At 65.8% G+C, this 20,195-nt stretch carries 19 protein-coding genes; 7 read left to right on the forward strand and 12 right to left on the reverse strand.

Annotation, left to right across the window (positions count from 1 at the left end; all coding sequences use genetic code 11):
* Positions 1-165: 165 nt before the first annotated feature.
* Entirely contained in the window at positions 166-1,416 is a 1,251-nt protein-coding gene (locus tag AC3WLY_RS28000; RefSeq protein WP_492308503.1) for a DUF1479 domain-containing protein, read from the reverse strand.
* A gap of 109 nt (positions 1,417-1,525) precedes the next feature.
* Positions 1,526-1,915: a VOC family protein gene (locus AC3WLY_RS28005; RefSeq protein ID WP_072444143.1), complete on the reverse strand. Its 390-nt coding sequence runs from the start codon at positions 1,913-1,915 to the stop codon at positions 1,526-1,528.
* Positions 1,916-1,986: 71 nt separating this feature from the next.
* Between AC3WLY_RS28005 and AC3WLY_RS28010 the strand changes: the two genes are divergently transcribed.
* A complete protein-coding gene (locus AC3WLY_RS28010) occupies positions 1,987-2,952 on the forward strand; it encodes a cupin domain-containing protein (RefSeq protein WP_425131049.1) in 966 nt (321 codons plus the stop codon).
* An 89-nt stretch (positions 2,953-3,041) separates the two neighbouring features.
* On the opposite strand, the gene gltA is transcribed toward AC3WLY_RS28010, so the two are convergent.
* The 7 genes from gltA to AC3WLY_RS28045 all read right to left on the reverse strand — a co-directional run bounded on the left by gltA (position 3,042) and on the right by AC3WLY_RS28045 (position 8,963).
* Positions 3,042-4,343, reverse strand: a complete 1,302-nt coding sequence (gltA, locus tag AC3WLY_RS28015; RefSeq protein ID WP_034185794.1) for a citrate synthase — start codon at positions 4,341-4,343, stop codon at positions 3,042-3,044.
* 53 nt (positions 4,344-4,396) lie between these two features.
* Positions 4,397-4,669, reverse strand: coding sequence for an FAD assembly factor SdhE (locus AC3WLY_RS28020; RefSeq protein ID WP_031400668.1), 273 nt, complete (start codon positions 4,667-4,669; stop codon positions 4,397-4,399).
* Positions 4,670-4,676: 7 nt separating this feature from the next.
* Positions 4,677-5,378 (reverse strand): succinate dehydrogenase iron-sulfur subunit, encoded by a 702-nt coding sequence (locus AC3WLY_RS28025; protein WP_011658352.1) that lies wholly within the window; start codon positions 5,376-5,378, stop codon positions 4,677-4,679.
* A gap of 21 nt (positions 5,379-5,399) precedes the next feature.
* Complete coding sequence (gene sdhA, locus AC3WLY_RS28030) at positions 5,400-7,175, reverse strand: succinate dehydrogenase flavoprotein subunit (protein WP_034180014.1); 1,776 nt, start codon at positions 7,173-7,175, stop codon at positions 5,400-5,402.
* A gap of 3 nt (positions 7,176-7,178) precedes the next feature.
* A complete protein-coding gene (gene sdhD / locus AC3WLY_RS28035; protein WP_174378791.1) occupies positions 7,179-7,547 on the reverse strand; it encodes a succinate dehydrogenase, hydrophobic membrane anchor protein in 369 nt (122 codons plus the stop codon).
* A gap of 4 nt (positions 7,548-7,551) precedes the next feature.
* The gene (gene sdhC, locus AC3WLY_RS28040) at positions 7,552-7,968 is read right to left on the reverse strand and encodes a succinate dehydrogenase, cytochrome b556 subunit (RefSeq protein ID WP_034180016.1); all 417 of its coding nucleotides are present in this window, start codon (positions 7,966-7,968) and stop codon (positions 7,552-7,554) included.
* Positions 7,969-8,138: 170 nt separating this feature from the next.
* A complete protein-coding gene (locus AC3WLY_RS28045) occupies positions 8,139-8,963 on the reverse strand; it encodes a GntR family transcriptional regulator (RefSeq protein WP_208457401.1) in 825 nt (274 codons plus the stop codon).
* A 288-nt stretch (positions 8,964-9,251) separates the two neighbouring features.
* Here AC3WLY_RS28045 and AC3WLY_RS28050 point away from each other — a divergent pair, with 288 nt between their 5' ends.
* The 5 genes from AC3WLY_RS28050 (at position 9,252) to acnA (ending at position 16,416) form a co-directional block, all read left to right on the forward strand.
* On the forward strand, positions 9,252-10,238 hold the full coding sequence (locus AC3WLY_RS28050) for a malate dehydrogenase (protein WP_034180017.1): 987 nt from the start codon (positions 9,252-9,254) through the stop codon (positions 10,236-10,238).
* Positions 10,239-10,417: 179 nt separating this feature from the next.
* Positions 10,418-11,425: an HpcH/HpaI aldolase/citrate lyase family protein gene (locus AC3WLY_RS28055; protein WP_492308501.1), complete on the forward strand. Its 1,008-nt coding sequence runs from the start codon at positions 10,418-10,420 to the stop codon at positions 11,423-11,425.
* A gap of 230 nt (positions 11,426-11,655) precedes the next feature.
* Entirely contained in the window at positions 11,656-12,171 is a 516-nt protein-coding gene (locus AC3WLY_RS28060; protein WP_175958712.1) for a hypothetical protein, read from the forward strand.
* Positions 12,172-12,194: 23 nt separating this feature from the next.
* Positions 12,195-13,646: a bifunctional 2-methylcitrate dehydratase/aconitate hydratase gene (locus AC3WLY_RS28065; RefSeq protein ID WP_492308500.1), complete on the forward strand. Its 1,452-nt coding sequence runs from the start codon at positions 12,195-12,197 to the stop codon at positions 13,644-13,646.
* Positions 13,647-13,698: 52 nt separating this feature from the next.
* On the forward strand, positions 13,699-16,416 hold the full coding sequence (gene acnA, locus AC3WLY_RS28070) for an aconitate hydratase AcnA (RefSeq protein WP_175958710.1): 2,718 nt from the start codon (positions 13,699-13,701) through the stop codon (positions 16,414-16,416).
* A gap of 124 nt (positions 16,417-16,540) precedes the next feature.
* Here acnA and AC3WLY_RS28075 read toward each other — a convergent pair whose 3' ends face one another.
* The 3 genes from AC3WLY_RS28075 to AC3WLY_RS28085 are packed head-to-tail and all read right to left on the reverse strand — an operon-like array spanning position 16,541 to position 17,723.
* Positions 16,541-16,972: a DUF1801 domain-containing protein gene (locus tag AC3WLY_RS28075; RefSeq protein ID WP_492308499.1), complete on the reverse strand. Its 432-nt coding sequence runs from the start codon at positions 16,970-16,972 to the stop codon at positions 16,541-16,543.
* Positions 16,969-17,400: an SRPBCC family protein gene (locus AC3WLY_RS28080; RefSeq protein WP_492308498.1), complete on the reverse strand. Its 432-nt coding sequence runs from the start codon at positions 17,398-17,400 to the stop codon at positions 16,969-16,971. Before AC3WLY_RS28080 ends, AC3WLY_RS28075 begins: the two co-directional genes overlap by 4 nt.
* The gene (locus tag AC3WLY_RS28085) at positions 17,400-17,723 is read right to left on the reverse strand and encodes a metalloregulator ArsR/SmtB family transcription factor (protein ID WP_310140518.1); all 324 of its coding nucleotides are present in this window, start codon (positions 17,721-17,723) and stop codon (positions 17,400-17,402) included. The genes AC3WLY_RS28080 and AC3WLY_RS28085 overlap by 1 nt, the downstream gene beginning before the upstream one ends.
* A gap of 698 nt (positions 17,724-18,421) precedes the next feature.
* On the opposite strand from AC3WLY_RS28085, the gene AC3WLY_RS28090 reads away from it, so the two are divergent.
* Positions 18,422-20,155, forward strand: a complete 1,734-nt coding sequence (locus tag AC3WLY_RS28090) for a S53 family peptidase (protein ID WP_492308497.1) — start codon at positions 18,422-18,424, stop codon at positions 20,153-20,155.
* Positions 20,156-20,195 lie beyond the last annotated feature (40 nt).

The raw sequence follows: 20,195 nt of genomic DNA on the forward strand, positions 1-20,195 counted from the left end.
AGCGGCGTTGTGTCCGGACCATTATCGGAAGCCAAATTGCGCAATTCGCGTCGATTTCGGCTGCACCGACAGCCGATTGCGTCGAATTGCGCACGGCGCGCAGCGGATTCGGCAGGCGGCCGTTCGCCGTGTCGCGAACGGCCGCGTTCGCATGCGGCGAGCCCGTTACGCGCCGGGCCCGAACCCCATCTGCGAGCGGCCGAGCGCCGTGAGATCGCCCTCCCCGCCGCGCCCGTCGAATTCGACCTCGAAATGATCGGCCGGGAAATCGGGCGGGCTCTCGCCGCGCAAGAACGCGGGCAACTGGCGCCGCAGGTACGCATCGTTCTTCGCGCAGCCGGGCGCGGCCGCGATGTACATCACGTTGCTGTCGCCGCTGCCGCGATGCGCATCCTCGACCGCATGCACGACGTCGCCATGCCAGAACACCGCGTCGCCCGGCTCCATGTGCGGGATCGGCACCAGCCCGTCGAGCAGCAGCGCGTGCCATTCGGGCCGGATCGACAGCGCGCGGCCGGGACGCGCGCCGCACAGGTCGTCGTCGGCGACATCGTCCTGCAGCGCGCGCAGCACGACATAGGCCATCGCGTTCGCGACCGGGATCAGTTGCAGCGTGCCGTCGCCGGGCCCCTGCGGCGTCAGCGCGGTCCAGCCCTGGAACGTGCGGAACATCGAACACACGGCCGGCGACGGAATCTCCTCGACGTCGGGACGGAATGCGGCGTCGAACGGATCGTAATCGCGCCAGCGGCCGGCCAGCACGTGGCGATAGACCTGGCGGAAGTTCGCGCCGAGCCAGCGTTCGACGGAGCCGCCGTCGACATGCGGCGACAGCCCGAGCGACGTCGAACCCGGCGGCCGGCGGCGAATCCGGTCCGCATAGACGGGCACCTGGTCCGGATCGAAATGCGTGCGCGCGCCGTCCGCATGCCGCCACAGGCGGTTCAGGAACACGCGCGCCTGCGTGAGCGCCGGCGACTGGCGCGCGGCCACCTGCGGCTTCGACCAGTAGACGCCGTAGATCTGTGGCTTGCCCGACGCGAGGTTGCCGAAATAGCGATCCTCGGCGCGCGCATTCAGTCGGTCGGCGAAACGGTTCGCATCCAGATACGCGCCGATCTCGTCATTCCAGTCGCGCGCCTGCCGTGCGTCGAACACGCCGCGAATCACGACCGCGCCATGCGCGCGGATCGCGGCAATCGCGTGCGGATCGACGGCGCCGCCCGCGATATCCGCGAACGGCACCACCGGAATCACGTCGCGGCCATGCGCATGCGCGCGGCGGATCGCGTCGACCTGCCGCGCGATGTCGCCTTCCAGCTCGCGAAACGTGGCCGTGTAACCGGGCAGGTCGGCGCGCAGCGCCTGTTTCGCCGCGCGGATCGCGGCGGGCAGATCGTCAATCGTCAGTTGCATCGTGTCTCCTCGCTGAAGCGTGTCGTGATGTGCTGCCAGCGTACGGCCGGCGTACGACCGCCATCACCGCTATCCGGTCAACTATCGATACAATCCTGACAACCGTGCGTTACTCGGGACGATGGCAGACCACGCAGAGCTTGTTGCCGTCCGGGTCGCGGAAATATGCGCCGTAGTAGTCGCGGTGGTAATGCGGCCGCAGGCCCGGCGGCCCTTCGCAGGTGCCGCCGCGCCGCAGCGCGAGCGCGTGGCAGCGATCGACGTGCGCGCGCGTCGGCGCGTCGAACGCGATCGTGTGGCCATTGCCCGGCTCGGGTGCGCGGCCGTCGAGCGGATGGCCGAAGAAGAACAGCGGCCGGTCGGCGTCGGCCGGCATCCAGCCCGACCAGCCGTCCGGCTCGCGGAACTTCAGGCGCAACCCGAGTTCCGCGAACAGCGGCGCATAGAAATCGTAGGCGCGCGTCGTATCGCCGACGCCCACGCAAACATGTGAAAACATGGCATCGCTCCGTGGTGACGATCGCTCACGATCATGCCACGGCGCGCAGCCCGCGCCACCCGGAGGCCGCGATGAAACCGCAGTACGAGCACGTGACATTCGCTCCCGGCTGTTCGATCCGCGTGTACCACCGCCAGCTCGCGCGCATTCCGTTCGAATGGCATCGCCACCCCGAATACGAGCTGACGCTGACGCTCAACAGCCGCGGCCAGCGCTTCATCGGCGATCATGTCGCGCGCTACACGGACGACGATCTGGTGCTCGTGCCGCCCAACCTGCCGCACACCTGGTCGTCGAACGCGCGCATCGATCGCGATGCGCCCGAAGTCGCGCTCGTCGTCTGGTTCGACGGCGACTGGGTGCGGCGGCTTGCCGACTGCTGCACCGAATACGCGCCGCTACGCTCGCTGCTGCGGCGCGCGGCGCCGGGCCTGCGCTTCGACACCACCACGGCCCGCGCGATGCGCGCACGGCTGCCGCAGCTGCTCGATCCCGCTCCGCGCGTACGACTCGCGGCCGCGCTCGACACGCTCGCCGATCTCGCGGAAGCCGGCGGCGAGCCGCTCGCCACCGCGCATGCGTACGGCGGGCCCGACGGCACGACACCGCACGCCGATGCGGCCGCGCCCGAAGCCGAGCGGCTCGATCGCGTGCTCGACGCGATCGACCGGCACTTCCACGAACCGCTGCGCATCGATGCACTCGCCGCTGCCGCGCACATGTCCGAGCGCACGCTGCAGCGCCTGTTCGTCCGGCATCTCGGCGAAAGCGTCGGCCGCTACGTGCAGCGGCTGCGGCTCGCGCACGCGTGCCGCCATCTCGTCGGCACCGACTGGCCGATCGCGACGGTCGCCGCGCGCTGCGGCATTCCGAATGCCGCGAACTTCAACCGCCAGTTCCTCGCCGCGCGCGGAATGACGCCCGGCGCGTACCGTCAGTTCTTCCTGCAGCACGGCCACGCGCCCGACGAAGACGCGCCGGCGCTCGATACGCGGCCGCCGTCGCTGGAGCGCCGCGCCGATCCGGCGCGCAAATGAAAACACCCCGGCGGGCTGACCCGTCGGGGTGTCGTGGCGTTGCGATTGCCCGACGCGAGCGGCCTGCCGGCCGTCGCGCCGCACACGACTTAACGTGCGTCGATCGGCTTCGCTTCGCGCGGCGTATCGCCGATGAACAGCTGGCGCGGACGGCCGATCTTCTGCTCCGGATCCGCAATCATTTCGTTCCACTGCGCGATCCAGCCGACCGTACGTGCCATCGCGAAGATACACGTGAACATCGACGTCGGGATGCCCAGCGCGCGCTGGACGATGCCCGAGTAGAAGTCGACGTTCGGGTACAGCTTGCGCGACACGAAGTATTCGTCTTCCAGCGCGATCTTCTCGAGCTGCATCGCGAGCTTGAACAGCGGGTCGTCGTGCAGGCCCAGTTCGTTCAGCACTTCGTAGCACGTCTCGCGCATCAGCTTCGCGCGCGGGTCGTAGTTCTTGTACACGCGGTGGCCGAAGCCCATCAGCTTCACGCCCGAATTCTTGTCCTTCACCTGCTTGATGAATTCGGGGATGTTGTCCGGCGAACCGATCTGCTCGAGCATGTTCAGCGCGGCTTCGTTCGCGCCGCCGTGCGCCGGGCCCCACAGACAGGCGATACCGGCCGCGATACATGCGAACGGGTTCGCACCCGACGAACCGGCCAGGCGGACCGTCGACGTCGATGCGTTCTGCTCGTGATCGGCGTGCAGGATCAGGATGCGGTCGAGTGCGCGGACGAGCACGTCGTTGACCTTGTACTCTTCGCACGGGTTCGAGAACATCATGTGCATGAAGTTCGCGCTGTACGACAGCGAGTTCTTCGGATACACGAACGGCTGGCCGATGCTGTACTTGTACGCCATCGCGACGAGCGTCGGCAGCTTCGCGATCATGCGGATCGCCGACACTTCACGATGACGCGGGTCGTTGATGTCGAGCGAGTCGTGGTAGAACGCGGACAGCGCGCCGACCGCGGCGACCAGGATCGCCATCGGGTGCGCGTCGCGGCGGAAGCCACGGAAGAAGAAGTGCATCTGCTCGTGCACCATCGTGTGCTTCGTGACGGTGTCGACGAATTCCTTCTTCTGCGCCGCGTTCGGCAGTTCGCCCTTCAGCAGCAGGTAGCAGCTTTCGAGGAAGTCCGCGTTTTGCGCGAGGTTGTCGATCGGGTAGCCGCGATACAGCAGTTCGCCCTTGTCGCCGTCGATGTACGTGATCGCCGAATTACAAGCTGCCGTCGACATGAAGCCCGGGTCGTACGTGAACTTGCCGGTCTGGCCGTACAGCTTGCGGATGTCGATTACGTCCGGGCCCATCGTGCCCTTGTAGATCGGCAGTTCGACGCTCGGCGAGTTGTCGCTGAACGATAGCGTGGCTTTAACATCAGACGGAGTCATGGCACATCCTCAATCGAAATAAAGAAACGGGATTCGATAACGGGCGTAACGCGTTACACGTTGCGCAGCATCTCCAACAGCCGGTGAATATCCGGGCTGTCTAGGTCGCCCTCTGGTTCCTTGCGCGCGAGGAGCAAGTCCATCAGGTCGTTGTCGCTCAGATCGAGCAGGCGCGACAACGCGCCTACGTCTGCATCGGTGAGGTCATGCTCGTATCTGCCGAAGAAACGTTCGAAGATGATGTCGTTTTCCAGCAGACCCCGCCGCGCGCGCCAGCGAAGGCGCGCGCGACGGTGCGGGTCGGATTGATGCGAATCGTCGCTCATTGCAACCTTAAACCGCGCGGCGAACCATCAGTTCCTTGATCTTGCCGATCGCCTTCGTCGGGTTCAGGCCCTTCGGGCAGACGTCGACGCAGTTCATGATCGTGTGGCAACGGAACAGACGGTACGGGTCTTCCAGGTTGTCGAGACGCTCGCCGGTGGCCGTGTCGCGGCTGTCCGCGATGAAGCGGTAAGCCTGCAGCAGGCCGGCCGGGCCGACGAACTTGTCCGGGTTCCACCAGAAGCTCGGGCACGACGTCGAGCAGCTCGCGCACAGAATGCACTCGTACACGCCGTCGAGCTCGTCGCGCTCTTCCGGCGACTGGAGGCGTTCCTTCTCCGGCGGCGGCGCGTCGTTGATCAGGTACGGCTTGATCGAGTGATACTGGTTGAAGAAGTGCGTCATGTCGACGATCAGGTCGCGCACGACGGGCAGGCCCGGCAGCGGACGCAGCACGATCTTCTGCGGCAGGTCGTTCAGGTTCGTCAGGCACGCGAGACCGTTCTTGCCGTTGATGTTCATCGCGTCCGAACCGCACACACCTTCGCGGCACGAACGGCGGAACGACAGCGTCTCGTCCACTGCCTTCAGCTTGACCAGTGCGTCGAGCAGCATGCGCTCATGCTGGATCTCGAGCTCGTACGTCTGCATGCGCGGCGCTGCGTCCTTGTCCGGATCGTAGCGGTAGACTTCAAAAATGCGTTTTGCCATTTCGGATTCCTTTGACTCGGCTTAGAACGTGCGCGGCTTCGGCGGCACGGATTCGACCGTCAGCGGCTTCATTTGAACCGGCTTGTAGTCGAGGCGATCGCCTTCGCTGTACCACAGCGTGTGGCGCAGCCAGTTCTCGTCGTCGCGGTGTTCGTAGTCGCTGTGTGCATGCGCGCCGCGGCTTTCCTTGCGCGCTTCCGCCGACACCATCGTCGCGCGGGCGACTTCGATCAGGTTCTCCAGCTCGAGCGCTTCGACGCGCGCGGTGTTGAACACCTTCGACTTGTCCTTCAGGTGGATGCTTTCCACGCGCGCCGCCAGGCCGGCCATCTGGTCGACGCCTTCCTTCAGCAGCGCCGACGTGCGGAACACGCCTGCATGCTTCTGCATCGTCGCGCGGATGTCGTTCGCGACGTCCTGCGTGTATTCGCCCGACGTCGACTTGTCGAGCTTGTTCAGGCGCGCCAGCGAGAATTCGCCTGCATCGGCCGGCAGCGGCTTGTGTTCCTTCTGGTTCTTCACGTGCTCGACGATGTGGTTGCCGGCCGCACGGCCGAACACCACGAGGTCCAGCAGCGAGTTCGTGCCGAGGCGGTTCGCGCCGTGCACGGACACGCACGAGCACTCGCCCACTGCGTAGAAGCCGTTGACCGGTTCCTTGTGATCGCGCGACGTGCCGACGACCTGACCGTGGATGTTGGTCGGGATGCCGCCCATCTGGTAGTGGATCGTCGGGACGACCGGGATCGGCTCCTTGATCGCATCGACGTTCGCGAACTTCAGCGCGATTTCGCGGATCGACGGCAGACGCTTCATGATCGTCTCGGCGCCGATGTGCGACAGGTCGAGCAGCACGTGATCCTTGTTCGGACCCACGCCGCGGCCTTCCTTGATTTCCTGGTCCATCGAGCGCGACACGAAGTCACGCGGCGCCAGATCCTTCAGCGTCGGTGCATAGCGCTCCATGAAGCGCTCGCCGTTCGCATTGCGCAGGATGCCGCCTTCGCCGCGCACGCCTTCGGTGATCAGCACGCCCGCGCCGGCCACGCCGGTCGGGTGGAACTGCCAGAACTCCATGTCCTGCAGCGCGATGCCCGAACGCGCGGCCATGCCGAGGCCGTCGCCGGTGTTGATGAACGCGTTGGTCGATGCCGCGAAGATCCGGCCTGCGCCGCCCGTCGCGAACAGCGTCGTCTTGCCTTCCATGATGTAGACGTCGCCCGTCTCCATCTCGAGGGCCGTCACGCCGAGCACGTCGCCGTCCGCGTCGCGGATCAGGTCGAGCGCCATCCATTCGACGAAGAACTGCGTCTTCGCCTCGACGTTCTGCTGGTACAGCGTGTGCAGCAGCGCGTGACCGGTACGGTCGGCGGCCGCGCATGCGCGCTGGACCGGCTTCTCGCCGTAGTTCGCGGTGTGGCCGCCGAACGGGCGCTGGTAGATCGTGCCGTCCGCGTTGCGGTCGAACGGCATGCCGAAGTGCTCGAGTTCGTACACGACGTTCGGCGCTTCACGGCACATGAATTCGATCGCGTCCTGGTCGCCGAGCCAGTCGGAGCCCTTGATCGTGTCGTAGAAGTGGAAGTGCCAGTTGTCTTCGCTCATGTTGCCGAGCGACGCACCGATGCCGCCCTGCGCGGCCACCGTGTGCGAACGCGTCGGGAACACCTTCGACAGCACGCCGACCGACAGGCCCGCGCGCGACAGTTGCAGCGCCGCGCGCAAGCCGGAGCCGCCCGCGCCGACGATCACGACATCGAACTTGCGACGCGGGAGGGAAGTTTTGATTGCAGCCATTCTTTACACTCTCCAGAGAATCTGCGCGGCGTAGCCCGCACATGCGAGCAGCCAGACGATGGTCAGCGATTGCAGCAGCAGGCGCACACCGACGGGCTTCACGTAATCCATCCAGATGTCGCGCACGCCGACCCATGCGTGGTAGAAGAGGGAAAGCAGCATCACGAAGGTCGCGAGCTTCATCCATTGCGCGGAGAAGATCGACGCCCAGCCTTCGTACGAGAAGTCGTGCGCGCCGAAAAACAGGACGAGCAGGATGACCGTGTAGACCGCCATGATCGCGGCGGTGATGCGCTGCGCGAGCCAGTCGCGCAGGCCGTAGTGCGCGCCGACGACGAGGCGCTTCGAGCCGATTCGGTTATTGGCTGCCATTTTCTTAGAACGCTCCGAACAGTTTGAGTGCCATGGCGATCGTCAGCGCGATCGAGACGACAAAGACGACGACTGCCGTCCGCTTGCCGCTTTCCTTCGTGACGGCGTCGTGGTTGACGTCCATCAGCAGGTGGCGAATGCCGGCGCAGAAATGGTGGAAGAAAGCCCAGGACAACGCGAGGACGATCAGCTTGACGACGATGTTGGAGAGGAAGGCCTTGAAGACTTCGAAGCTGAGCTCGGACGTCAGGCTCTGGTCGAAGAGGAACAGCAGGAACGGCAGGAACAGGAACAGCAGCGCGCCGCTGACTCGATGGAGGATCGACAAAGTCGCTGCCAGCGGCATGCGATATTTCATCGTGATATCGCCGAATCCGATGTTCCGGTATTCCGGCCTCGGTTTTCTTACTGCGTCAGTCATGCTAGACCCCTACTATGTTGTCACACTAATCCGCGATTTTAGCGCCTTTTTATATCGCGCTGCAGCGAAAGTCTGCTCTGGATAGTTGCGCGAACGAGAACAAAGGCGGCCCGAAACGTGCTTCGCGAGCGTGGGAAACGCGAATGCACTCGGCCTGAGCCGAACCGTCGTCAGCTCAAGTCATTCTGATAGTAGTACCCGGTTGTGACATACCAGCCGCGCCGCACTTCCACCGGCCGATCCCCGTACGTATAGGACACGCGCTCGACCGACAGCAACGGGAAACCCGCGGGCACATGCAGCAGGTCGGCCACCGCCGGATCCGCCGCGACCGCGCGGATCTTCTCCGTCGCGCGGATCATCCGCGTGCCGAACTCCGTCTCGAACATCGCGTAGAGCGGCCCCTTGTACTCGCTCAACCGCTCGAACGTGAGCCCGCGAAACATCGCGCCCGGCAGCCAGATCTCGTCGAGCACCGTCACCTCGCTGTCGAACTCCAGCAGGCGGCGCACCTGCACGACGGGATCGGCCGGCTTCAGGTCGAGCTGCCGCGCGATCTCGGCCGGCGCACGCAGGCGCCGGCATTCGAGCAGGCGGCTCACGTGCGGGTGCTCGGCACCGTCGTCGGCAAGCAGACGCAGGAAGCGGAATTGCGCGCGATCCTCGTTGTGCGTTGCAACAAAAGTACCCTTGCCCTGCCGCCGGACCACGAGGTTTTCGGCGGCCAGTTCGTCGATCGCCTTGCGAACAGTGCCCTGGCTGACCTTGTAACGGGCGGCGAGCTCCACTTCGCTCGGAATGATCTCGCCCGGCTTCCATTCGCCGGTTTCGAGACTTTGCGTGATCAATGACTTGATCTGCTGGTATAACGGGCTGAACGTCGGCGACGCGGATGCCGCGGGCGAAGGCGCGGAATCGCCCGCGCCCGGCTGCCCTGGGCCGCCTGCGCCGGTCTGATTCGCGGTATTCGCCTGGTTCGATGTCATGGCGCGCATTTCATCACAAACCGCACTTTTTCGTCCACTCAATTTCGGCAAAACATCTGTCTTATATAAGACATATGATACCGTTTGACTTTGCGCGTGACGGCTCCTACACTCCCGGTCGAGCAAGGGTTCGCGGGTGCAAAAGCGCGTCCCAGGCTACGTGCCACGGCCGTCTCCAGGTTCACCGCGTCTGCCATCGCGAGTCCTCCGCCCTGCTTCACTGCAACGTTACGCACAACGCGCATAGAATGGCGTTTTCGCTAGCGTCCAACGCTTCACCCGTCCTGGAGATTTTCAATGGCTAAGCCCGCAAAGCGCGTTGCCGTCACCGGCGCCGCAGGTCAAATCGCTTACTCCCTGCTGTTCCGCATCGCGAACGGCGACCTGCTCGGCAAGGACCAGCCGGTCATCCTGCAACTGCTCGACCTCCCGCAAGCCCAAGCCGCCGTCAAAGGCGTCGTGATGGAGCTCGACGATTGCGCGTTCCCGCTGCTCGCGGGCGTCGTGATCACCGACGATCCGAAGGTTGCATTCAAGGACGCCGACGTCGCGCTGCTGGTCGGTGCGCGTCCGCGCTCGAAGGGCATGGAGCGCAAGGATCTGCTGTCGGCGAACGCCGAAATCTTCACGGTTCAGGGCGCTGCGCTGAACGAAGTCGCGAGCCGCGACGTGAAGGTGCTGGTCGTCGGCAACCCGGCGAACACGAACGCGTACATCGCGATGAAGTCGGCACCGGACCTGCCGAAGAAGAACTTCACGGCCATGCTGCGCCTCGACCACAACCGCGCGCTGTCGCAGCTCGCCGCCAAGTCGGGCAAGCCGGTCGCATCGATCGAGAAGCTCGCCGTGTGGGGCAACCACTCGCCGACGATGTACCCGGACTTCCGCTTCGCGACCGCCGAAGGCGAATCGATGCTGAAGCTGATCAACGACGACGTGTGGAACCGCGACACGTTCATCCCGACCGTCGGCAAGCGCGGCGCGGCGATCATCGAAGCGCGCGGCCTGTCGTCGGCCGCATCGGCAGCCAACGCGGCGATCGACCACGTCCGTGACTGGGTGCTCGGCACGAACGGCAAGTGGGTCACGATGGGCATCCCGTCGGACGGCTCGTACGGCATCCCCGAAGACATCATCTACGGTGTGCCGGTCGTTTGCGAAAACGGCGAGTACAAGCGCGTCGAAGGCCTGGAAATCGACGCGTTCTCGCGCGAAAAGATGGACGGCACGCTGGCCGAGCTGCTCGAAGAGCGCGATGGCGTCGCCCACCTGCTGAAGAACTAATTTCAGTACCGTGACGGGCAGCCTCCGGGCGCTCGTCATCGCAGGGCCGGCAAGCCGCCGGCCCTGCCGCCCGATCCGATCCGGGCACGTTTTGCCGCCTCGTGCGCCCCGCGCATCGGCCCAGAACGCGCCCGAATCCGATTTTCTCCACGTTGACCCGCTTCCCTGACGTAGAAGAGATGGCCGCGCTCACTCCTGCACAAGTGCTGTACGACGGGGCGTCCCCGCCCGCGATCCTGCCATGCTGCGATCACTACGCGGGCAGCGAGAAGCTGATGCGCAAGTCGCTCGCGCTGCAGGTCGAAACGGGCCCCGTATTCGACATCACGCTCGACTGCGAGGACGGCGCGGCCGTCGGCCAGGAAGCCGCGCACGCGGAACTCGTCGCCGAGCTGCTCGGCAGCGCCGAGAACCGCTTCGGGCGCGTCGGCGTCCGGATCCACGACTTTTCCCACCCGCACTGGCGCGACGATGTCCGCATCGTGCTGCGCGCCGCCCGCGCCCCCGCCTACATCACGCTCCCGAAGATCGCGAACGCCGCCGACGCGGCCGAAATGGCCGCGTTCATCGAAGGCACGCGCCGCGAGCTCGGCATCGCGCAGCCGATCCCGGTCGACGTGCTGGTCGAGACGCACGGCGCGCTCGCGCAGGCGGCCGCCCTCGCCGCGCTGCCGATGGTCGGCACGTTGAGCTTCGGGCTGATGGATTTCGTCTCCGCGCACCACGGCGCGATTCCCGATGCCGCGATGCGCTCGCCCGGCCAGTTCGAACACCCGCTCGTGCGCCGCGCGAAGCTGGAAATCGCCGCGGCCTGCCACTCGCACGGCAAGACGCCGTCGCACAACGTGACGACCGAGGTGCGCGACATGGGCGTCGTCGCCGCCGATGCACGCCGCGCGCGCGACGAATTCGCGTTCACGCGGATGTGGAGCATCCACCCCGCGCAGATCCGCCCGATCGTCGACGCATTCGCGCCGCGCACCGACGAGGTCGTGCTGGCCGCCGAGATCCTGCTCGCCGCGCAGGCCGCCGACTGGGGCCCGACGCGCCACGGTGATACGCTGCACGATCGCGCGAGCTATCGCTATTACTGGTCGGTGCTGCGCCGCGCGCGGGCCACCGGCCAGCCCGTACCGACCGAGGCCGCGCCGCTGTTCGGCCCGGCCGCCGCGGGCGACGCGCAGTGAGCGCGCGCCGCCGGCCGATACACGAATTTCATGCATTCGCCGAGGCGCGAACCGGACAGAGGTTTGCGAAACGACAAAAAACGTAACGGAGCCCGAAAACCTGAAATATGCGCGGCCAAATAGGTGAAAATAGCGGCCGCTGCGCGCTTTCGGGGCGCGTGCAGTTTCAAACCGGCCGGCAGCTTCGATTGCCGGCCCTTGTCAACTGATTATCGAAAGGTTCTGACTCCATGAAGAAACTCCTGATCGCTACCGCCATCGGCGCCTTGTCCGCCACGATGCTGGTCTCGGCTCCGAGCGCGTTTGCCCAGGGTACGGCCAGCACGACCGCGAAGAAGGCCGCGGCCAAGCGCCCGGCGCCGGCCAAGCGCATCATCCCGCGCAGCAAGAAGGCGCAGGCGCGCGCCGCTGCCAAGGTCGATCCGGTACCGGACGGCGCGGTCAAGTGGGCCTGTAAGGATGGCCTGTCGTTCGACCTCGCCGGCGACATGAAGCGCGACCAGGTCGTCACGGTTCACTGGGCGAAGAAGAACTACAAGCTGCCGCGTCAAGCCACGACGACGGGCGCCGACACGTTCTACGATCCGGCAGCAGGCTTCAAGCTGGTCGTGATCCCGTCCAAGGCGATGCTGTTCTCCGACGCGAACGGCGGCGAGCGCCTCGCGGACGAGTGCGTGACGCCGGAAATGGCGCAAGGCACGCCGGCACCGACGCAGTCGAACGAGCTGAAGCCGGCAACGAACTAAGCGCGTTCCTCCCCGGCCCCTCGATGTCCGCCCCGGTCTCCAACGTCCGCCCTGCTCCGGATACGGTACTCGTCGATATCGTCGACTACGTGCTGAACACCGGCATCGACAGCGCGCTCGCGCTGGAGACGGCGCGTCATTGCCTGATCGACACGCTCGGATGCGGACTCGAGGCGCTGTCCTACCCTGCCTGCACCAAGCTGCTCGGCCCCGTCGTGCCCGGCACGATCGTGCCGAACGGCGCGAAGGTGCCCGGCACGTCCTTCCAGCTCGATCCCGTCCAGGCCGCGTTCGACATCGGCGCGATGATCCGCTGGCTGGACTTCAACGACACCTGGCTCGCCGCCGAATGGGGTCATCCGTCCGACAATCTCGGCGGGATCCTGGCGACGGCCGACTGGCTCTCCCGCACGGCCGTCGCGGCCGGCCGGAAGCCGCTGCTCATGCGCGACGTGCTGGTCGCGATGATCCAGGCCCACGAGATCCAGGGCTGCCTCGCACTCGAGAATTCGTTCAATGCGGTCGGGCTCGACCACGTGCTGCTCGTGAAAGTCGCGTCGACGGCCGTCGTCGGCCGGCTGCTCGGGCTCACGCGCGACGAGCTGATCAACGCGGTATCCAACGCGTTCGTCGACGGCCACGCGCTGCGCACCTACCGCCACGCACCGAACACGGGCTCGCGCAAGTCGTGGGCGGCCGGCGATGCCACGTCCCGCGCGGTGCGCCTCGCGCTGATCGCGAAAACGGGCGAAATGGGCTACCCGTCGGTGCTCACCGCGAAGACCTGGGGCTTCTACGACGTACTCTTCAACGGGCAGCCGTTCCGCTTCCAGCGCCCGTACGGCACGTACGTGATGGAAAACGTGCTGTTCAAGATCGCGTTCCCCGCCGAATTCCATGCGCAGACGGCCGCCGAGGCCGCGCTGCAACTGCACGCGCAGCTCGCCGCGGCGGGCCGCACGACCGACGACATCGGCCGGGTCACGATCCGCACGCATGCGGCCGCGATCCGCATCATCGACAAGCAGGGCCCGCTCGCCAATCCGGCTGACCGCGACCACTGCATCCAGTACATGGTCGCCGTGCCGCTGCTGTTCGGCCGGCTGACCGCGGCCGACTACGAGGATGCGGCCGCAGCGGACCCACGCATCGACGCGCTGCGCGCGAAAACCGTGTGCGTCGAGGATCCGCAGTTCACGAAGGATTACCACGATCCGGACAAGCGCTCGATCGCGAATGCGCTGACGATCGAATTCACGGACGGATCGAAGCTTGCCGAGGTGGTGGTCGAGTATCCGCTAGGCCACAAGCGACGCCGCGCGGACGGCATCCCGCTGCTGGTCGAGAAGTTCCGGACCAACCTCGCCCGCCGCTTCCCGGCCAAGCAGCAACAAGCGATTCTCGACGTGTCGCTGGACCAGGCAAAGCTCGAAGCGATGCCGGTCGATGAGTACGTCGACTTGTATGTGATATAGCCGTCATCTACAGGACACGTTGTTTCCTAGCCTTAAACCCAGGAAAATCACCATGGCCCACAATCTCCACAAGACCCTCAAGGAATTCGACAGCGGTTCCGGCAAAGGCAAGTTCTATTCGCTGCCGCAACTCGGCAAGGAGCTGAAGACGAAGATCGAACGCCTGCCGGTGTCGATCCGTATCGTGCTCGAGTCCGTGCTGCGCAACTACGACGGCAAGAAAATCACCGAAGAGCACATCGAGCAGCTCGCGAACTGGAAGCCGACCGCGAAGCGCGTCGACGAGATTCCGTTCGTGGTGTCGCGCGTCGTGCTGCAGGACTTCACGGGCGTGCCGCTGCTCGCCGACATCGCGGCCATGCGCGGCGTCGCCGAGCGCACCGGCAAGAACCCGAAGAAGATCGAGCCGCTGGTCCCGGTCGATCTCGTCGTCGACCACTCGGTCCAGATCGACTACTTCCGCCAGAAGGACGCGCTCGACCTGAACATGAAACTGGAATTCCAGCGCAACAACGAGCGCTACCAGTTCATGAAGTGGGGCATGCAGGCCTTCGACACGTTCAAGGTCGTGCCGCCGGGCGTCGGCATCGTCCACCAGGTGAACCTCGAATATCTCGCGCGCGGCGTCCACAAGAAGGCGGACGGCGGCGACACCGTGTACTACCCGGATACCCTCGTCGGCACGGACAGCCACACGACGATGATCAACGGCATCGGCGTGGTCGGCTGGGGCGTGGGCGGCATCGAAGCCGAAGCCGGCATGCTCGGCCAGCCGGTGTACTTCCTGACGCCGGACGTCGTCGGCGTCGAGCTGAAGGGCAAGCTGCGCGAAGGCGTGACGGCCACCGACCTCGTGCTGACGATCACCGAAATGCTGCGCAAGGAGAAGGTCGTCGGCAAGTTCGTCGAGTTCTTCGGCGAAGGCACGAAGTCGCTGTCGCTGCCGGACCGCGCAACGATCGGCAACATGGCGCCGGAATACGGCGCGACGATGGGCTTCTTCCCGGTCGACGAAAAGACGATCGACTACTTCGAAGGCACGGGCCGCACGAAGGCGGAAATCGCCGCGTTCGAAAACTACTTCAAGGCGCAGAAGCTGTTCGGCATCCCGAAGGCCGGCGACATCGACTACACGAAGACGGTCACGCTCGACCTCGCGACGGTCGCACCGTCGCTGGCCGGCCCGAAGCGCCCGCAGGACCGCATCGAGATCGGCAACGTCAAGTCGACGTTCACCGACCTGTTCTCGAAGCCGGTCGCGGAAAACGGCTTCGCGAAGAAGGCGGACGACCTGAACACGCAGTACACGACGAGCAACGGCGTCGACGTGAAGAACGGCGACGTGCTGATCGCCGCGATCACGTCGTGCACGAACACGTCGAACCCGAGCGTGCTGCTGGCTGCCGGCCTGCTCGCGAAGAAGGCCGTCGAAGCCGGCCTGACCGTCGCGCCGCACATCAAGACGTCGCTCGCGCCGGGATCGCGCATCGTCACCGAGTACCTGACGAAGACGGGCCTGCTGCCCTACCTGTCGAAGCTCGGCTTCGAAGTCGCCGCCTACGGCTGCACGACCTGTATCGGCAACGCGGGCGACCTGACGCCGGAACTGAACGAAGCGATCACGAAGAACGACCTCGTCGCGGCAGCCGTGCTGTCGGGCAACCGTAACTTCGAAGCGCGTATCCACCCGAACATCCGCGCGAACTTCCTCGCGTCGCCGCCGCTCGTCGTCGCGTACGCGATCGCCGGCAACATCACGCGCGACCTGATGACCGAGCCGGTCGGCAAGGGCAAGGGCGGCCGCGACATCTACCTCGGCGACATCTGGCCGACGAGCGACGAAATCCAGGCGCTGCTCAAGTTCGCGCTCGATCCGAAGAAGTTCGAGGACAACTACGCGAAGCTGACCAAGAAGGGCGATCTCTGGAGCAAGATCGAGGGAGAATCGGGCCAGGTCTACGACTGGCCGAAGTCGACGTACATCGCCGAGCCGCCGTTCTTCGGCAACGACTTCTCGATGGAACCGGCCGCTTCGATCCCGTCGGTCAAGGGCGCGCGCGCACTGGGCATCTTCGGCGACTCGGTCACGACCGACCACATCAGCCCGGCAGGCTCGATCAAGGAAGACTCGCCGGCAGGCAAGTGGCTGAAGGAAAACGGCGTGCAGAAGGCCGACTTCAACAGCTACGGCTCGCGCCGCGGCAACCACGACGTGATGATGCGCGGCACGTTCGCGAACGTCCGGATCAAGAACCTGATGATCCCGGTGAAGGCGGACGGCACGCGCGTCGAAGGCGGCCTGACGATCCACCAGCCGAGCGGCGAACAGCAGTCGATCTATGATGCAGCGATGCAATACATCGCCGCCGATACGCCGACCGTCGTGTTCGCGGGCGAAGAGTACGGCACGGGCTCGTCGCGCGACTGGGCCGCGAAGGGCACGCAACTGCTCGGCGTGAAGGCCGTGATCGCACGCAGCTTCGAGCGGATCCACCGTTCGAACCTGGTCGGCATGGGTGTGCTGCCGCTGCAGTTCAAGGGCTCGGACAGCGTCCAGTCGCTCGGCATCACCGGCGACGAGACGTACGACATCGAGGGCCTCGGCGACGACTTCAAGCCGCAGCAGGACGTCACGCTCGTGATCAACCGCAAGAACGGCGAAACGCAGCGCGTGCAGGTGCTGCTGCGCATCGATACGCCGATCGAAGTCGACTACTACAAGCACGGCGGTATCCTGCCGTTCGTGCTGCGCTCGCTGCTCGCAGCGTAAGCGCCCTGCTTTTGCAGGTGCCGCAGCCGCCTCGCGGGCGGTTGCGGCCGATTTGGATGCCCGACTTCGTGTCGGGCTTTTTTTGGTTCATCGCGTTACGCGATGTTGCCGGTCGTCCGGCGCGTCATGCCGCCTTGTCGCCGCGCGCCTTCGCGCCCGCTCCTCGTGCGTTCTTCTTCAGATGGGTGCGGTTGTATTCGATCGCCGCGCGCACGAGGGTCTTCAGCGCCCGCTTGTCGATCCGGTCGCCTTCGAAGAAATCGATCGCGCGCCGCGCATTGCCTTCGAGGCCATCATTGAACAGCCCGCCAGGATCGGGTAGATGCGCGCCGTGCATGAACGTCAGCTTCACCTTGCCCTTGTGCGCGTTCGCGACCGCGATCATCCCGTCGCGCGACCACACGGGGCTGCCCATCCATTTCCATTCCTCGACGATGCCGTCGTCGGCAGCGAGGATCGTCTGGCGGAGGTCGGCGAAAATCCGGCCGCGCCAGTCGGCGATGCCGGCGATCAGCGCGTCGATGCGCTCCGACGGTTGAAGGTTCGTTGTACTCATGCGCGGGCCTCCGTGCCTTCGTCGGGGCGCGCCAGCACCTGCTCGAGCGACTCGAAGAACCGTACCCAGCCGTGCTGCGCGCCGCGGTACGCCTGCTCCTGATCCGCGCGGAAGCCGACCTGCTCCATGCGCAGGCGCGTGCCGGCCGGCGTCGGGGTGAGCGTCCACGTGACGACGCTTTCGAGGCCGTAAGCGGCCCACGTATAGGACAGTGTGCGGTGCGGCTCGATCGTCTGGACCGTGCAGTCGACCGAGCCCCAGTCCGCGCGGAAGCTGAATGCACGCCCCGCGACGGGCTCGAAGTCGCTCTTCATCAGCCACGCCTCGATCAGGTGCGGTTGCGTGAGCGCGCGCCAGATCTTCTCCGGCGGATGGGACAGCTCCCGTTCGACGACGACGGAGCGCGTTTCGGTAGTGGCCTGGTTCATTACTGATCCATCCTTCTGAGCAGATCTTCGAGGGCGTCGAACCGGTTCTGCCAGAAGCCTGCCATCTGGCTCGTCCAGTCGATCAGCGGGGCCAGCGCTTGCGGCTGTGCGCTGTAGTGCGTCTGCCGGCCTTCGTGACGGTCATTCACGAGCCCGGCCAGCTTCAGTACGCCGAGATGCTTCGACACGGCCGGCTGCGAGACGCCCGCATGGGCCGTCAGCGCGGCAACCGTCAGCTCGCCTTCCTCGCACAGCCGCTCGAAAAGCGCGCGGCGCGTCGGATCGGCAAGCGTCCTGAAAAGCATGTCGTGAGCGTTCTGCATGTCCTGATTCATAACCCGTTGGTTATGGGTTGAAGGATATCTGCTGAACGGCGAGAGTCAAGGGGGAATTTCGCGGATGTCGAGGCGCGCCGCTGACGCATGCGACGCACTTCGCGTCGGGCGCAATCGCGCGGGAAGCAGGCTTGCCGAAGACTTCGCGTGCCACCGGACCACGCCTGCCTCGCCCGTCCGAATTCGAATGTTCGCTCTAATTCACGACGGCGGCCTCGCATCCGAAAGCCGCCTGCAAGACTGGGCCACGTGCTGTTCCACAGTTCGGGAAACGTTCGGGATCGGCCCGCCCTGTTTTTGTGCATGCGCGAAGCGGCTCGGCCCGCATCGCATCGTTTGACCACATAGTGCGACTCGGCATGCGCCCACGCGCGGTCGCGAAGCACGCATGCGCATGCCGGTCCGCGACGTCGTCGCGCACGTTCCGGCGCTGCGGCGAACGACTCGTGCGCGCGAACGCCGCGCATCGTCGTGCCGTCGTGTCGCGAACCGGTTCCCTCGTCGGCGCCCGCCGCTCGTCACGTTCACCGTGCTCTACGCGCGATTCCGCACGCCGATGTCAGAACTGACAGCTATGGAAACTGGCAGCTACCTGAACGGCACCGACGCCCTACGCTCGTCACCGCTCGCGGCCCCACAAGGGCCGTGGGCTCCAGCAACGTCGTCTCTCCTAAAAAGGACTCCCGATGAAAAGGAACGCCTGGTTTTCCCTGCCCCTTCCGTCGCCCCGCCGCCTTGCGTGCGCGTGGCCGCTCGTACTCGCCGCCGGCGCGGCGCACGCGACGACGGACTGGGTCGATACCCACACGAAGGCCTTTCTGACCGGCCCGCAGTTGATGGCGCGCAGCGCGGCGCCGTCGCTCGAACTCGCGGCCGGCGAGACGACGGACGTCGTCGTCAGCCTGAAGCTGCGCAACGCCGCGCAGCTCAAGCAACTGGCGCGCGACGTGAACCGGCCCGGTAGCGCGCATTACCGCCAGTACCTGACGCACGAGCAGTTCCTCGCCAGCTACGCGCCGACCGACGCGCAGGTGAAGTCGGTCGTCGACTATCTGCGCAAGAGCGGCTTCGTGAACATCGAGGTCGCGCCAAACCGGCTGCTGGTGTCCGCGCGCGGCACGGCCGGCACGGTGAAGACCGCGTTCAACACGTCGCTCGTGCACTTCGAGTACGCGGGCCGCTCGGGCTTCGCGAATGCATCGACCGCACAGGTACCGAGCGCGCTCGGCGACGTCGTCGGCTCGGTGCTCGGGCTGCAGAACGTCGCGCGCGCACGGCCGATGCTGCGCATCGGCAACGTGGCGAAGCCGCAGGCACTCGCGGCCGGCACGGCGACCGGCCACTATCCGAAGGAATTCCCGGGCCTCTACAACGCAACCGGCGTGCCGACCGCGGCCGGCGTGACCGTCGGCATCATCACGATCGGCGGCGTATCGCAGACGCTGCAGGACCTGAAGCAGTTCACGTCGAGCAACGGTTACGGCACGGTCTCGACGCAGACCGTCAAGACCAACGGCACGAGCGGCAGCTACAGCGACGACCAGGACGGCCAGGGCGAATGGGATCTCGACAGCCAGTCGATCGTCGGCTCGGCCGGCGGCCAGGTCGGCAAGCTCGTGTTCTATATGGCGGACCTCAACGCCGCCGGCAACACGGGGCTCACGCAGGCATTCAACCGCGCGGTGTCGGACAACACCGCGAAGGTGATCAACGTGTCGCTCGGCTGGTGCGAAACCGACGCGAACGCGGACGGCACGCTCGACGCCGAAGAGCAGATCTTCACGACGGCCGCGGCGCAAGGCCAGACGTTCTCGGTTTCGTCGGGCGACGAAGGCGTGTACGAGTGCAACAACCGCGGCTACCCGGACGGCTCGAACTACACGGTGTCGTGGCCGGCTTCGTCGCCGCACGTGCTCGCGATCGGCGGCACGACGCTCTACACGACGTCGGCGGGCGCATTCTCGAACGAAACGGTGTGGAACGAAGGCCTCGACGGCAACGGCAAGCTGTGGGCGACGGGCGGCGGCGTCAGCACGATCCTGCCCGCGCCGTCGTGGCAGTCGGGCAGCAGCCGCCAGTTGCCGGACGTGTCGTTCGACGCCGCGCAAAGCACGGGCGCGTACATCTACAACTACGGCCAGTTGCAGCAGATCGGCGGCACGAGTCTCGCCGCGCCGATCTTCACGGGCTTCTGGGCGCGCCTGCTCGCGGCGAACGGCACGGGCCTCGGTTTCCCGGCCGGCAACCTGTATCGCGCGATTCCGTCGAACCGGTCGCTCGTGCGCTATGACGTCGTGTCGGGTAACAACGGCTATCAGGGGTATGGCTACACCGCCGGCACCGGCTGGGATCTGACGACCGGCTTCGGCAGCCTGAACATCGCGAACCTCAACCAGCTGATCAAGTCGGGCGGGTTCTGAGCGATATGTAAAGGCCGGCGCGCGGCAGTGATTTGCCGCG

This window comes from Burkholderia sp. FW306-1C-G01B, assembly GCF_058781685.1.

What these genes read in the sequence shown, in the direction of transcription:
- AC3WLY_RS28000 (WP_492308503.1), bottom strand. Translation starts at nt 1,416, where the DNA reads ATGCAACTGACGATTGACGATCTGCCCGCCGCGATCCGCGCGGCGAAA.
- AC3WLY_RS28005 (WP_072444143.1), bottom strand. Translation starts at nt 1,915, where the DNA reads ATGTTTTCACATGTTTGCGTGGGCGTCGGCGATACGACGCGCGCCTAC.
- AC3WLY_RS28010 (WP_425131049.1), top strand. Translation starts at nt 1,987, where the DNA reads ATGAAACCGCAGTACGAGCACGTGACATTCGCTCCCGGCTGTTCGATC.
- gltA (WP_034185794.1), bottom strand. Translation starts at nt 4,343, where the DNA reads ATGACTCCGTCTGATGTTAAAGCCACGCTATCGTTCAGCGACAACTCG.
- AC3WLY_RS28020 (WP_031400668.1), bottom strand. Translation starts at nt 4,669, where the DNA reads ATGAGCGACGATTCGCATCAATCCGACCCGCACCGTCGCGCGCGCCTT.
- AC3WLY_RS28025 (WP_011658352.1), bottom strand. Translation starts at nt 5,378, where the DNA reads ATGGCAAAACGCATTTTTGAAGTCTACCGCTACGATCCGGACAAGGAC.
- sdhA (WP_034180014.1), bottom strand. Translation starts at nt 7,175, where the DNA reads ATGGCTGCAATCAAAACTTCCCTCCCGCGTCGCAAGTTCGATGTCGTG.
- sdhD (WP_174378791.1), bottom strand. Translation starts at nt 7,547, where the DNA reads ATGGCAGCCAATAACCGAATCGGCTCGAAGCGCCTCGTCGTCGGCGCG.
- sdhC (WP_034180016.1), bottom strand. Translation starts at nt 7,968, where the DNA reads ATGACTGACGCAGTAAGAAAACCGAGGCCGGAATACCGGAACATCGGA.
- AC3WLY_RS28045 (WP_208457401.1), bottom strand. Translation starts at nt 8,963, where the DNA reads ATGCGCGCCATGACATCGAACCAGGCGAATACCGCGAATCAGACCGGC.
- AC3WLY_RS28050 (WP_034180017.1), top strand. Translation starts at nt 9,252, where the DNA reads ATGGCTAAGCCCGCAAAGCGCGTTGCCGTCACCGGCGCCGCAGGTCAA.
- AC3WLY_RS28055 (WP_492308501.1), top strand. Translation starts at nt 10,418, where the DNA reads ATGGCCGCGCTCACTCCTGCACAAGTGCTGTACGACGGGGCGTCCCCG.
- AC3WLY_RS28060 (WP_175958712.1), top strand. Translation starts at nt 11,656, where the DNA reads ATGAAGAAACTCCTGATCGCTACCGCCATCGGCGCCTTGTCCGCCACG.
- AC3WLY_RS28065 (WP_492308500.1), top strand. Translation starts at nt 12,195, where the DNA reads ATGTCCGCCCCGGTCTCCAACGTCCGCCCTGCTCCGGATACGGTACTC.
- acnA (WP_175958710.1), top strand. Translation starts at nt 13,699, where the DNA reads ATGGCCCACAATCTCCACAAGACCCTCAAGGAATTCGACAGCGGTTCC.
- AC3WLY_RS28075 (WP_492308499.1), bottom strand. Translation starts at nt 16,972, where the DNA reads ATGAGTACAACGAACCTTCAACCGTCGGAGCGCATCGACGCGCTGATC.
- AC3WLY_RS28080 (WP_492308498.1), bottom strand. Translation starts at nt 17,400, where the DNA reads ATGAACCAGGCCACTACCGAAACGCGCTCCGTCGTCGTCGAACGGGAG.
- AC3WLY_RS28085 (WP_310140518.1), bottom strand. Translation starts at nt 17,723, where the DNA reads ATGCAGAACGCTCACGACATGCTTTTCAGGACGCTTGCCGATCCGACG.
- AC3WLY_RS28090 (WP_492308497.1), top strand. Translation starts at nt 18,422, where the DNA reads ATGAAAAGGAACGCCTGGTTTTCCCTGCCCCTTCCGTCGCCCCGCCGC.